15 protein-coding genes are annotated in these 12,509 nt (G+C 57.0%); 6 read left to right on the forward strand and 9 right to left on the reverse strand.

Translation table 11 applies throughout. The annotated features are described in order from the left end of the window. Nucleotides 1-6: 6 nt before the first annotated feature. From DSM117340_RS04385 to DSM117340_RS04395, 3 genes are all read right to left on the reverse strand, one after another. On the reverse strand, nt 7-435 hold the full coding sequence (locus DSM117340_RS04385) for a VOC family protein (RefSeq protein ID WP_089888176.1): 429 nt from the start codon (nt 433-435) through the stop codon (nt 7-9). Between the two features lie 117 nt (nt 436-552). Continuing rightward, on the reverse strand, nt 553-1,890 hold the full coding sequence (locus DSM117340_RS04390) for a hypothetical protein (protein WP_354689878.1): 1,338 nt from the start codon (nt 1,888-1,890) through the stop codon (nt 553-555). Between the two features lie 4 nt (nt 1,891-1,894). Further along, nucleotides 1,895-2,989 carry a hypothetical protein gene (locus tag DSM117340_RS04395; protein ID WP_089888180.1) on the reverse strand — a complete coding sequence of 365 codons (1,095 nt, stop codon included), beginning with the start codon at nt 2,987-2,989 and terminating at the stop codon, nt 1,895-1,897. Between the two features lie 188 nt (nt 2,990-3,177). Here DSM117340_RS04395 and thyX point away from each other — a divergent pair, with 188 nt between their 5' ends. Together thyX and DSM117340_RS04405 are read left to right on the forward strand one after the other, a co-directional pair. After that, nucleotides 3,178-4,086, forward strand: a complete 909-nt coding sequence (thyX, locus tag DSM117340_RS04400) for an FAD-dependent thymidylate synthase (protein ID WP_089888182.1) — start codon at nt 3,178-3,180, stop codon at nt 4,084-4,086. A 105-nt stretch (nt 4,087-4,191) separates the two neighbouring features. Beyond that, entirely contained in the window at nt 4,192-4,488 is a 297-nt protein-coding gene (locus tag DSM117340_RS04405; protein ID WP_354689879.1) for a hypothetical protein, read from the forward strand. A gap of 62 nt (nt 4,489-4,550) precedes the next feature. Here the strand turns inward: DSM117340_RS04405 and DSM117340_RS04410 are convergent, their stop codons facing one another. Then, nucleotides 4,551-4,757 (reverse strand): cold-shock protein, encoded by a 207-nt coding sequence (locus DSM117340_RS04410; RefSeq protein ID WP_089888185.1) that lies wholly within the window; start codon nt 4,755-4,757, stop codon nt 4,551-4,553. A 183-nt stretch (nt 4,758-4,940) separates the two neighbouring features. Here DSM117340_RS04410 and DSM117340_RS04415 point away from each other — a divergent pair, with 183 nt between their 5' ends. Beyond that, nucleotides 4,941-5,255, forward strand: a complete 315-nt coding sequence (locus DSM117340_RS04415; RefSeq protein ID WP_089888187.1) for an ArsC/Spx/MgsR family protein — start codon at nt 4,941-4,943, stop codon at nt 5,253-5,255. Here DSM117340_RS04415 and DSM117340_RS04420 read toward each other — a convergent pair. The 5 genes from DSM117340_RS04420 to thrS all read right to left on the reverse strand — a co-directional run bounded on the left by DSM117340_RS04420 (nt 5,234) and on the right by thrS (nt 9,908). Further along, a complete protein-coding gene (locus DSM117340_RS04420) occupies nt 5,234-5,800 on the reverse strand; it encodes a DoxX family membrane protein (protein WP_089888188.1) in 567 nt (188 codons plus the stop codon). The genes DSM117340_RS04415 and DSM117340_RS04420 overlap by 22 nt on opposite strands. Continuing rightward, nucleotides 5,797-6,540, reverse strand: coding sequence for a DNA-binding domain-containing protein (locus DSM117340_RS04425; protein ID WP_089888190.1), 744 nt, complete (start codon nt 6,538-6,540; stop codon nt 5,797-5,799). Before DSM117340_RS04425 ends, DSM117340_RS04420 begins: the two co-directional genes overlap by 4 nt. Further along, the gene (locus tag DSM117340_RS04430) at nt 6,537-7,391 is read right to left on the reverse strand and encodes a DUF692 domain-containing protein (protein WP_089888191.1); all 855 of its coding nucleotides are present in this window, start codon (nt 7,389-7,391) and stop codon (nt 6,537-6,539) included. Before DSM117340_RS04430 ends, DSM117340_RS04425 begins: the two co-directional genes overlap by 4 nt. Nucleotides 7,392-7,457: 66 nt before the next feature. Beyond that, nucleotides 7,458-7,760, reverse strand: coding sequence for a DUF2282 domain-containing protein (locus DSM117340_RS04435; protein ID WP_089888193.1), 303 nt, complete (start codon nt 7,758-7,760; stop codon nt 7,458-7,460). A gap of 201 nt (nt 7,761-7,961) precedes the next feature. Beyond that, the gene (gene thrS, locus DSM117340_RS04440; RefSeq protein ID WP_354689880.1) at nt 7,962-9,908 is read right to left on the reverse strand and encodes a threonine--tRNA ligase; all 1,947 of its coding nucleotides are present in this window, start codon (nt 9,906-9,908) and stop codon (nt 7,962-7,964) included. 159 nt (nt 9,909-10,067) lie between these two features. On the opposite strand from thrS, the gene DSM117340_RS04445 reads away from it, so the two are divergent. The 3 genes from DSM117340_RS04445 (at nt 10,068) to DSM117340_RS04455 (ending at nt 12,490) form a co-directional block, all read left to right on the forward strand. Further along, nucleotides 10,068-10,817, forward strand: a complete 750-nt coding sequence (locus tag DSM117340_RS04445) for an alpha/beta hydrolase (RefSeq protein WP_089888197.1) — start codon at nt 10,068-10,070, stop codon at nt 10,815-10,817. Next, on the forward strand, nt 10,814-11,794 hold the full coding sequence (locus DSM117340_RS04450; RefSeq protein ID WP_089888198.1) for an alpha/beta fold hydrolase: 981 nt from the start codon (nt 10,814-10,816) through the stop codon (nt 11,792-11,794). The genes DSM117340_RS04445 and DSM117340_RS04450 overlap by 4 nt, the downstream gene beginning before the upstream one ends. A gap of 72 nt (nt 11,795-11,866) precedes the next feature. Then, nucleotides 11,867-12,490 (forward strand): hypothetical protein, encoded by a 624-nt coding sequence (locus DSM117340_RS04455; protein WP_089888995.1) that lies wholly within the window; start codon nt 11,867-11,869, stop codon nt 12,488-12,490. Nucleotides 12,491-12,509: the final 19 nt, after the last annotated feature.

Raw genomic sequence — 12,509 nt, forward strand, 5'->3', positions numbered from 1 at the left:
TGGCTGTTACCATTTGCCTGTGTTGTCCATGCTGGCCCAAGGCTCGGCGGGGGCGAGCGGCTCACCTTTTTGCAAGAACTCAATGCTGACATTGTCGGGCGAGCGCACAAAGGCCATGCGCCCGTCGCGGGGGGGGCGGTTGATTGTGATGCCATTGTCCTGCAAGTGCTGGCACATGTCGTAGATATTTTCGACTTCATAGGCGAGGTGGCCAAAGTGGCGGCTGTCATCTGGCAGAGCGTCATCGCCATCCCAGTTGTAAGTGAGCTCCACGGGGCATTCGTGCTGGCCGGGAGGGGCCATGAAGATCAGCGAGAAGCGGCCTGCTTCGCTGTCATAGTGGCGGGTTTTCTCAAGGCCGATCAGCTCGTAAAAGCGGATAGAAGCGTCAAGATCCTTCACGCGGACCATGGTGTGTAGATATGTGACCTGCATTTCGCGTCTCCTTTGATTGGAGGCAGTTTAACGCAGTCTGCGCAGGCCTCAAGGCGAGACTTTTGGCGCGGCTAGAACGTTGATTTTATCCCGAGACTGAGGCCCAGTTCTTGGGTGTCAAACAGCGTTTTGTTGGAGATATTGCGTGTTGCGTGTTGCGTTGAGCGTGAGTGAGGGAGAAAATCCCATGTAATCAATTTGTTCAAAGACAAAGTTTGCGGTCAACGAGAGCTTTTGATCGCGGCGCAATGTGCTGCCGTAGCGCAGGCGGTCGTATTCGCGAAGCTGGAGTGCGCCAGAGAAACTCGCCTGTGCGCCGAGCAGAGGCGCTGCGGGGAGATAGGCCAGCGAGAGTGTGGCCGCCGTGTGGGCCATATCGGAGGAAGCGCTGTCGACCTTGGACAGAGCGGCACCATAGCGAAGCATACTGTCATTGGACAGCTGGTGGAGCGCAAAACCGTCAACCGTATAGGTGGTGTTGGAGCGCAGAGCGCTGTCATGGCGGGTCTGGTCTTGAAGGGAGATCCCGTAGCTTGCGAAGGTGAGGCGCTCGCTGGCAAAGCCGCGTGACAGGCGCAGTCTTTGGCCTGTGGCGATACGCTCGCCTGCTTGCCATGCTTGGCTGAGCCCTATTTCTGCGGTTGTGCGGGCACGTTCCTTTTTTGAGGCGAAGTCGATGCGCATGTGAACGTCAAGTGCGGTGAAGGCGTAGTCACTGCCGCTGGCTGTGGGCACGGCGCGCTTTGCGGCGGAGGAGAGCATATAGCGGCGCTCGTCGTAGCGCAGGCCGAAGCTGACGCGGCCCCATTCGGCGGGCTTGAGGCGGTGGGTGATGTTGAGCATGGTTCCAACTTCGACACCTGAAAGTGGCACGGCTGTTGGATCGACAAAGACCAGATCACCTATGGTGTAGGTGTTGTCGTTGGGGCCACCGTTGACATTGGATGTGGGGGCGAGGGAGAAATTGAAGCTGAGGCTCCACGGATTGGCGGCTTGAACGCGCCGGTACTCTTTGCGGGCGGCGGCTTCATAGCGGGGCTCATCTGTGGCCGTGCCAGCGCGGCGCAGCCAAAGCTGGGCTTGGCTGTATTTCTCTTCGGCTTTCAGAATACCTGACATCATGAAGGCTGCGGCGAAGCGCTCTTTTTCAACTTCTGTGGAGCGCCATGCGCGGCGGGCGGCAAACTTGGCTTGCGTGGGGCGGCCAAGGCTGCGCTCGGCTTCGGCGAGGACCATGAGGGCGATGTAGTCGCGGCTGTCTTTGCGCAAGAGGCCAAGAGCAAGCGCGCGGGCGGCCTGTGTCTCTCCTTGCTGTAACAATCCAAGCGCAAAGCTGCGCGCCTCTGACGGGCTGAGGCGCTGTGGGCTGTCTTGCGCTGACAATTGCACAGGCACAGCTGCCAACACCAAAGCCAAGATGGCGGCGCCGTTTCTGATGTAAGTTAACACAGGCATGGCCCTAAGGGGTTGGAACTTGGTCTGTCAGCAGAACGCCAGTTTCGCGGGCGTCCGCGTCGCTTTCAAAGAGAATTTCTTCGATTGTCACTGTTCTGGTCGCGGTTGCTGGGATGCCTGAAGTGTCTGCCAAAAGCAGAGGAACCTCGACGCCAGCATCGACCAAGGCAAAGATTGTGTCAAAGTCGTTTGCGCTTGTGGAGCCGTACCCCAAGACTTCACCAGAGGTTCCAGATGCCGCGTCGGTCCATGTAATGGACTCATAGCGGACAGTTTGGATTTCGGCTGTGCCCTCGAGATTGATATAGGCTCCGATCGAGCCCCCATCAGCGCCACCGATGAAGCCTTCCCAGACACCGTTTGAGCCGTTTGTCACAGCGATACCGCCCTCAAAAGATAGCGTTTCGGGGTCGTATTGAACCACCGTCAGCGAGACAGTGGGTAGGTTTCGAGTGATGACGGCACCTGTCTCGGCGTCAGTGCGAATCCTATTTCTGATTGTGCCTGCGATTGCGCCTTCAAGGATTCCATCGCCCTCGCCATCGCCGTTTTCATCAAAGTCAAAAATATCGAGCAGCAGGCGTACATCGCCAGTAACGATGTGAGTTCCTGATCTGTCGCCACGGTTGCGCACGCCACCATAACTCCCGAGGTATACGTATTCTCCGACACCTCCAGGAAGCCTGTAGGTGTTGCGTTTGACGTTTGCACCCGCATAACCGTAGTCGATCCAGTCTACGCCTGCTGCAGCGGCGACCTGCATATCGTCGTTTTGCATGAAAACGGCAAAATGCTGGATCTGGCCTGTGGTGGCGGTTTGAATCGATTTGTAGAGTTCGACGCCACCTTGGGTCCGGTCGCTCAAGTAGCGTTGTGAGGGGCCGTCAAAGGGGAGGTTGTTGATCAAAATCACGTTGTCGTCGGCGTCATAGCGCACGTCATTCATCGTGAGTTTATCTTCAAGATTGAATAAAAATTTACTGTTGGTTGTGCTCGGGTTGTCGTCTTCGACCACGGGCTCTTGAAACGGGTTTGTCCCGTCGCCGCTGCAGGCGCCAAGAAGGCAAAGTACGGCCAAACCCGAGACAAAACGATTCATGAAAACAGACCCTCGTAAACCACTGCTGGCAAATTCGCCCTTTGAGGCTTGGTTGTCAATCAAGCTGAGGGGGGGAGGGTTGATGAATTGTGACCCGTTGCATTTTGACGCTCTTTATAGTGCTTCAATGCTTAGAGTTCACAAGATATAGTCGCGGGCGACTCAGACCCCATAAGAAGGATGCCCCCATGTCTCTGACCCCAGACCAGCAGGCCGAAATCGAGACATTGCGCAGTACATCTGTGCCGACGCTGCGTGCCGTTAGCGAGGGGATGGAGGCACATCTTTATAAGGCTTACCCTGTGCTGGACCACGGGTTTGTCCGCGTTATCGACTATATGGGCGACGATGCGGCGATCTGTCAGGCGGCGCGGGTCAGCTATGGCAAGGGCACCAAATCTGTCCAGAACGATGAGGGGCTTATCCGCTATCTCATGCGCCACTGGCACTCGACGCCCTTTGAGATGTGCGAAATCAAACTGCATGTAAAGCTGCCTGTGTTTGTTGCGCGTCAGTGGATTCGCCACCGCACTGCGAACGTGAACGAATATTCAGCGCGCTATTCAATCCTTGACCGCGAGTTCTACATTCCGCAGCCCGAGCAGCTTGCGGCACAATCTGTTATCAACAATCAGGGCCGCGGCGAGCCGCTTTCTGCTGAGGCTTCGGCGCGTGTGCTGGAAATCCTCAAGGGCGATGCGGCGCGCTGCTATGACCATTATGAGGAAATGATTGGCAAAGAGGGCGAGCCAGACAACCTTGCGCGCGAGTTGGCGCGGATGAACCTGCCTGCGAATATCTATACGCAGTGGTACTGGAAGGTCGATCTGCACAATTTGCTGCATTTTCTGCGTTTGCGTGCGGATGCCCATGCGCAATACGAGATCCGCGTTTATGCGGACGAGATCTGTAAAGTTGTCGCGGATTGGGTTCCGGCGGCCTATAGCGCCTTTGAAGACTACCGTATGGGCGGCGCAACGCTGTCAAGCAAGGCGCTTGATGTGGTGAAGCGGATGCTCAAGGGCGAGGATGTCACTCAGGAAAGCTCTGGTATGAGCAAAGGCGAGTGGCGCGAATTCCGCACGCTGTTGGACTGAAGGGGCTGCGATAAGGGCGCAAAGCCGCGCTTTTTATTTGACCTTTTGGCTGGGATTGGTAGCGTAAAGCCAAGCGTATACTATATTTTGAACGAGGGATCTGTTATGAAAACCAAAGTAATTCTCGGCGCGGCTTTTGTGGCGCTGATGGGCGCACCCGCGATGGCCGGCAACGGCATGCCAACTTACCCTTATCATGCAGCCAACGACTGCCCTGCGGGGCTTTCGCCCATCGTTATGGGTGGGGTGATCTGCTGTGGCACACCAAACCAGAATGTGAGCTATTCTTCGATGATGGCGCATCCTGTGGCCAAGAAGAAAGTCCACAAGGTCTACAAGAAAAAGCACGTGCGCTACGTGCCGAAAGACACCTGCATCGAAGGCGAGAAGGGCTGCTACTAAAGCCGCATGAGATATTCATTCAGCGGCGCGGAGGGGAAACCTTCCGCGCCGTTTTTGTATGGTTATAGGGGTTTGATGTCTGAGGCCATTTGGCGGCCATCGCGGCCTTCTTCCAGCTCGAAGCTGACTTTTTGATCATCTGCCAGACCTGTGAGGCCGGAGCGCTCAACTGCAGAGATGTGAACGAAAACGTCTTTGCCACCATCTTCGGGTGCGATAAAGCCGTAGCCTTTAGTTGTGTTAAACCACTTCACGGTGCCATTTGGCATGCCGCTTCTCCTTCTTCCCTTTTACAGAGGCCTTTCGGGGCGGGCCTCATACACCTGTCGTCACTCACGATCTCGTGGTTCCGTCAGGGTGACTGGGCGGAAGTCAGAAATAGAAAGTCACTGTGTGAAGGGTTGCATATATTTTGTAAAAATCAAATGAAATGTGAGATTCGGAGAGGCGAGATGAAAATTTACGGGCTGAAAAACTGCGACACCTGCCGCAAGGCACTGAAGGCGTTGGCGGGGTCGGAGCTGATCGATGTACGCACTGATGGGATGCCTGAAGGGCTTCTGGCGCGGGCTGAAGCGGAGTTTGGAGCGGCGCTCCTGAACACCCGCTCAACAACTTGGCGTGGCTTGAGCGACGCTGAGCGCGCGGGGGCGCCTCTTGATTTGATTGCAGCGCACCCTGCGCTTATGAAACGGCCTCTAATTGAGGCTGAGGGTGTGCTTTATCTGGGCTGGGGTAAGGACACTCAGGCGGCGCTTGCGGACTGATTGCGGGTGAGGAGGCGGTCAAGCGAGAGCCAGCCGCCGCCTTTGAACACCAATGTCGCCAGAAGAAAGACCCAGAGCGCACGCTGATCAAGGATCAGGCTGTCAGAGGCCTTGTCAAACCAAGCGCCGAGCGTCCCTGCGTGCTCGATGCCACCGTGGCCGAAAAGATCGGTCAGGGACTGGACGACAACAAAGCCGATCATGCCAAGGGCGGCAAGGCGGGTAAGAAGGCCCAGAACAATCAGCGCGGGGAGAGCGAACTCAGCGATTGTGCCGCCTGTGACGACGGCCCAATGAAAGACTGTGAGCTGAGAGATGTCATAAGTCACAGCTTCCATCGCTTTGGGGAAGATCTGCGCATAGGCGCCCACCGAAGGGCTGAGAAAGCCGAGGAGGCCATCGCCAAGCTTGGTCAGGCCAGAGGCGATGAAGTAGTGCAGAAGCACAGCTGCGAAAGTGAGCCGTGCGAGGAGTGGAACCGCACCGTTGGCCATATGTGACACTGTTGATGAAAGTGAATTATATATTTTTATCAATGTGTTCATCTGTCTTCCTCATAAATTAGTTTAACAATAGATTCTGTGCTGAGCAGCAGCCCTAGCGTGGCGCTGAGGTCAAAATCAGGCGCGCTTTCGGCGGCGTCTCCTAGAGACTGGCCTGCTTGCAGCGCAGAGATGAAAGCTGCGGCTCCGTCAGGGAGCAGATGCGGTGTTGGGTCGTAGCCGATCCGGGTGATGAGGACGGATTGGGCCGCTGCAACGGGTTTGGGCGCGCCATCTTGAGTGTTGTAAAGCCAGAGCGCGTGAACGGGCCAAGGCGAGGCAAGCAAGCGTAGCGAGGGGGCGAGCGTGAAGCGGAGCTGCGAGAGCGCGTCGGGCGCGATCTGGCCCAAGGCTTCCGGCGCGACCGGGGTGTGATCGGCCGCGTGGTAACTCTCGCGTAGGGCGTATTCAAGCCGCGCGACATCAGGCAGATAGGCATATTTGGCGAGCGGTGGAAAGCTTGCGAGGAAGGCGGGAAATCCTGCGCCATAGAGCATCATCAAAGGCGAGACGGGCGGCTCGCTGCGCAGGTATTCGCGGGCGATGTTGCGGAAATTTTCCGCGCCAATAAGTTTGGCAACGACGGGAAAACCCGCTTCGAGCGCATCAATCAGCGATACGGTGACATTGTTGCGGTAAACTGCAAAGCGTTTGCCTGCGGGCGCGCCCTGGCCGTCTGTAAGGCCCTCAGGGATGGGCAGATCAGGCGCAAGGAGCGCTTGTGAAAAGCTGTGCTGGCTCATGCTGGTATGCTCTCGAGTGCAGCTTTGGCGCGGGCGGCCTCTGTGGCGAGCACGGGCCAGTCGGGGACATCATTGTCCCACTCCACGAGCAAGGGGCGCGGACCAGAGCGGGTGAGTGTATACTCAAGCAGCGCCCAGACGGGATCGGCTATTTCGCGACCATGACTGTCTATGAGGAGGGGGCGACCTGCATCATCTTCGTCTTCATCATGGCCACCGAGGTGAATTTCACCAACTTTATCAAGGGGAAAGTCGTCTATATAGGCTTGAGGCGATGTGCCGAGGTTGGTTGCGGAGACGAAGACGTTGTTGACATCTAGGAGGAGGCCGCAGCCTGTCTGTGTGGCGAGTTCGCGTAGAAAATCTGTCTCTGACATGTCGGAAGTGTCAAAGGCGAGGTAGGAAGACGGATTCTCCAGTAGCATCTGGCGGCCCAGTGTCTCTTGCACTTGGTTGATGTGGCTTGCGACGCGCGCGAGGCTTGCGGCGTTATAGGGCAGTGGCAGAAGATCGTTCAGGAACGCGCTGTCATGACTGGACCAAGCGAGATGCTCGGAGAAGCTGGCGGGATTGAGCCAGTCGCATAAGGTTCTGAGGCGGGCGAGGTGCTCTCTATCAAGCGGGCCTTCGCCACCGATGGACAGGCCGACGCCGTGAACCGAGATCGGGAAGCGGGCGCTGAGGGCCGCAAGCTGTGCAAGGGGACGTCCGCCGTCTCCCATATAGTTTTCGGCATGGACTTCAAACCAGCTTACAGGGCCAGCATTTTGCATAATTTCGGTGTAATGCTGTGGCTTATAGCCGAGGCCTGCGCTTAGGGGCAGGCGGGGGCTTTGGCTCTGATCAAACATAGGGTCTCTCCGACAGTCTGGGGTGGGAGGGCCGAGGGAGCCCTCCCGATCGTCTAAAAGCTGCGCTTATGCTGGCAGATCACGCTCAAGGGCTTCGAGTGAGCCTTTGCGCATTTCGCCATCCGCCATGGCGGGCAGTTCAATGTCCATGCATGTGCCCGCGTCAACGAGTGTCCAAGCATTGCCTTGGTAATCCACTGTTGATGAGCCTGCGCAGGTTGTGCCTGGGCCTGCTGCGCAGTCGTTTTTACCTGCCATTGAAACGCCGAAGCATTTTTCTTTTTCCATGGCGACAGCTGTTGTTGCGTGGGTTGAGAGGGCTGCGGCGACAGCGCCGACGAGGGCGGCAGATTTGATAAGTTTAGACATTGGGAACTCCCTTTACGTTAAAAACGGGCCGCGACAGTGCGGCTTCCTAACGGTAGCTGGGAGGAGGGGGATTGCGCCATTCACGGGCGCGTGTGTCACGAGAAAGAGAGCCAACGTGACGCGTTTGGGGGGATTAGGCCCCTGAAAATACAAAAGCAGGCGTTTTTTGTAACGCCTGCTTTTGATGTTTTGGACCAAATATTACAAAAGATCGGGGGGCGTAGCTGATTTGGCCAGCGTGCTCACGATTTCATCGAGACTTGTAACACTTGTCTGCTTCTCGCCGAGGCGGCGCACAGTGAGTGTGCGCTCTTCGACTTCGCGGTGACCGACGGCAAGGATGACGGGCACTTTACCAAGGCTGTGCTCGCGGACCTTGTAGTTGATCTTTTCGTTGCGGATATCCAGCTCGGCGCGCACGCCCGCGGCCTTGAGCGCGGCGCAGACTTCTGCGGCGTAGTCATCGGCATCAGAGACGATTGTCGCAACAACAACCTGACGCGGGGCAAGCCAGAAGGGCAGTTTGCCGGCGTGCTCCTCGATCAGAATACCGATGAAACGCTCAAAGCTACCGAGCGTGGCGCGGTGCAGCATCACGGGGCGGTGCTTGTCGCCATCCTTGCCAATGTAGGTTGCATCGAGGCGTTCTGGCAGAACGAAATCGACCTGATGCGTGCCACATTGCCAGTCACGCCCGATTGCGTCAGTGAGGACAAACTCAAGCTTAGGGCCATAGAATGCGCCTTCACCTGGGTTCAGTGTTGGCTCGATTCCTGCGGCGCGGGTGGCTGACAAGAGCGCAGCCTCGGCCTTGTCCCAGACTTCATCAGAGCCAGCGCGAGCTTCGGGGCGGTCAGAGAATTTGACGGAGAAGCTCTCAAAGCCGAGGTCTTTGTAGATCATCGAGAGGAAATTGATGAAATCAGCTGTTTCGCTTTCGATCTGCTCTTCGGTGCAGAAGATATGGCCGTCATCCTGTGTGAAGCCACGGACCCGCATGATGCCGTGGAGCGCGCCTGAGGGCTCGTAGCGGTTGCAGGAGCCAAATTCGGCCATACGCAGCGGCAAATCACGATAGGATTTAAGGCCCTGATTGAAAATCTGGACGTGACAGGGGCAGTTCATCGGCTTGAGTGCATTGACCGCTTTTTCGCGGGCGTGCTCTTCATCGACTTCGACGATGAACATGTTTTCCTGATATTTTTCCCAGTGGCCTGAGGCCTCCCAGAGCTTGCGATCTACGACTTGAGGCGTGTTGACCTCGACATAGCCGCCAGCACGCTGTTGGCGGCGCATATAGTCTTCCAGCGTGGTGTAGATGGTCCAGCCGTTGGGATGCCAGAAGATCTGGCCGGGGGCCTCTTCCTGCATGTGAAAGAGGTCCATTTCGCGGCCCAATTTGCGGTGATCGCGCAGGGCGGCTTCTTCGAGCATTGTCAGATAGGCTTTGAGCTTTTCTTTTCCTGTGAAGGCAACGCCATAGATGCGCTGAAGCATCTCGCGTTTGCTGTCACCGCGCCAGTAGGCGCCCGCAACGCTCATCAGCTTGAAGGCGTCGGCGGGGAGCTGGCCTGTGTGCTGCAAGTGTGGGCCGCGGCAGAGGTCTTGCCACTCGCCATGCCAATACATGCGCAGCGGCTCGTCGCCTGGGATGGCGTCGATCAGCTCGACTTTGAAGGGCTCGCCCTTGTCTTTGTAGTGCTGAACAGCTTTGTCACGCGGCCAGATCTCTGTGCGGACTGTGTCGCGCAGATTGATGATCTCTTTCATCTTTTTTTCGATTGCGCCGAGATCTTCAGGGGTGAAGCTCTCTTCGCGATCAAAGTCATAATACCAGCCATTGTCGATCACTGGGCCGATTGTCACTTTGACATCAGGCCAAAGCTCTTGCACCGCGCGGGCCATGACGTGAGCAAAGTCGTGGCGGATCAGCTCGTTGGCCTGATCTTCGTCTTTGAGCGTGTGTATGGCGATGTCGGCATTGGCTTCAATCGGCCAAGCGAGGTCGTAATGCTCGCCATTTACAGTGGCCGAGATTGCCTTTTTGGCGAGGCTTGTTGAGATATCGGCGGCAACTTCGGCGGCGGTTATGCCTGCGGCGTAGTCGCGTGAATTGCCATCGGGAAGGGTCAGGGAAATCTGGCTCATGGCCTAGCTCCTCGTCAGTTTGGCGCCTACGAAAGCGCCCGGTTGCGGGTATGGTTCGCTGGGTAAGTGCGACACGAGGGCTGAATTGTCAAGCGCAAGCGGGGGGCTTGGCAGGGGAACGGCTCTGAGGCAGAGTGAGGCTGAAGAAGGAGCATTTTCATGAGCCAAGCCCATTACTTTGACACGCCACAGGGACGCAGGATTGCCTATCACAAAAGCGGCGGGGCGGGGCCTTGTCTTGTGTTTTGTGGTGGGCTCAAGTCAGACATGGAAGGCACGAAAGCTGTGCACCTTGAGGCATGGGCCAAGGCGCGGGGCCTTGCTTTTTTGCGGTTTGACTATTCGGGGCATGGCGAAAGCTCGGGCGCTTTTGAAGACGGCTGCATTGGCGACTGGCATGAGGACACTCTGGCGATCCTTGAGGCGGTGACGGAGGGGCCTTTGTGTGTTGTAGGCTCGTCGATGGGGGGCTGGCAGGCGCTGCTTCTGGCGCGGGCCATTCCTCGGCGGATCAAGGGGCTTGTGACCATCGCAGCGGCGCCTGATTTCACTGAAGATGGCTATTGGGCGAATTTCACCGACGCGCAGAAGGCAGAGCTTGAGGCGGTGGGGCATGTGGCGCTGCCTTCAGATTACATGGAACCATATATTATTACCAAGCGGATGATTGAGGACGGGCGCACCCATCTGGTTTTGCGTGATCGTCTCGAGCTGCCTTTTCCTGTGCGCTTTTTGCAGGGGACGGCGGATACGGCTGTCAGCGTTGCGACGGCTGTGCGGCTGCTGGAGCATTCGGAGGGGCCGGATATAAGGCTCAATCTGGTGAAGGATGCGGACCACCGCTTTTCTGATGCAGTTTGTTTGACGCTTATAGAGGAGGCGGTTGCAGATGTGATCGCGGCTGCATGAGACGCTTTGGAAAATGGCTTGGGCGGGCGCTTCTGAGCTGTGCCGCGCTTGGCTCTCTGCTTTACTTTTTGGGGCCATATGAGCCTGTCGAGACCGATGTGAGCTTTGATCCGCAGCGCTTTGGTGAAGGGGTTGAAGCGTATTTTTCGAGTGTCGAGAGCGCCTATGACGATATCACGGAGGGGGTGCAAAAGCGTGTGGTCTGGGCCGGAGCGGCGGAAGCGCGCACGCCGCTTTCTGTGCTGTATATCCATGGGTTTTCAGCAACTTCGGAGGAAATACGGCCTGTGCCTGACCGTGTGGCCACGGCCTTGGGGGCGAATCTCGTTTACACGCGGCTCACGGGCCATGGGCGTGGCGGGGCAGCTATGGCCGAGGCGAGCGCAGGCGACTGGATGCGCGACACAGCCGAAGCACTCGCCGCGGCGCGGGCTGTTGGGGACGAAGTGATTGTTATCTCGACGTCAACAGGGGGCGCTTTGACTGCACTGGCCATGCTAGACCCTGCGATGCGGGAGGGCGTGAAGGGGGCTGTGTTTGTGTCGCCAAACTTTGGGCTGAAGGACCCTTTGGCATGGGTTTTGACGCTCCCGGCGGCGCGTTTTTTTGTGCCGCTTATTGCGGGTAAGGAACGCTCTTGGGCAGCTGCGAATGCGCAACAGGAAAAATACTGGAGCACGCGCTACCCGACCGTGGCTGTCTTGCCTATGGCGGCGCTTGTGAAGGAGGCTTTGACGCGTGACTATTCGGGTGTGACTGTGCCTGCGTTGTTTCATTACGCTTCTGACGATCAGGTTGTGGATGCGGAAGCGACCGCTAATTTTGCGGCTCATTGGGGCGGGGCTGTGAGCGAGGCTCTGCTTGCCGACGAGGCGCGCGTGGAAGACAGCCGTCATGTGCTGGCTGGTGATATTGTATCGCCTGAGCAGACAGAAGTATTGTCTGGCATAATATTAAATTGGATCAATGATTTGTGAAGTAATATTTATGTGGATAAGCTGTGGAAAAATACTCAGAGAGTGGGCTGTATGATGCGACGCCCGCAAAGCATGTGGAGCCTTGAGACGCTGGGCCGCGTGAAGCTTTCCAAGTATTTCTACATGCGAGAATTTCTTTACTCTGAGATCGCCAATATCAATGGTTTGCAGAATATTCCTGATGACCCTGATCTGGCTGTCGCCAATGGGCGGGCGTTTTGTAGCGCGTTGCTTGACCCGCTGGAAGAAACGTTTGGCCGCGTGGCGCTGCGTTCAGGATATCGTTCGGCGGCGCTCAACCAGTTTGGCAATGAAAACAAGCTGAATTGTGCGCGCAACGACTTTCCGCAGGAGTGCCATATCTGGGATCGTGGCCAAGGCGCTGAGGCGGTCGCGGGGGCCAGCGTTGTGATCCCTTGGTTTGCAGAGCAGTATGAAAGTGGTCGTGATTACAGGGATTTAGCCTATTGGATCCATGACCATTTGGCCTATTCGGAGCTGTGGTTTTTTCCAAAGCTCTGCGCTTTTAATATCAGTTGGCGTCCGATGCCCTGGCGGATGATTTCGAGCTATATCACGCCTCAAGGAGGGCGGCGCGGCACGCTTGTAAAGCGGGGTAGTGAACCTGAAGAGAGCTTGGCCCAGCGGCAGGCGCGATACGCGGATTTTCCGCCCTTTCGTGGACTTGTGATTTGAGCGGTTGACCTTGGCAGGA

The sequence above is a fragment of the Lentibacter algarum genome, from assembly GCF_040580765.1.
GTDB lineage: Bacteria > Pseudomonadota > Alphaproteobacteria > Rhodobacterales > Rhodobacteraceae > Lentibacter > Lentibacter algarum.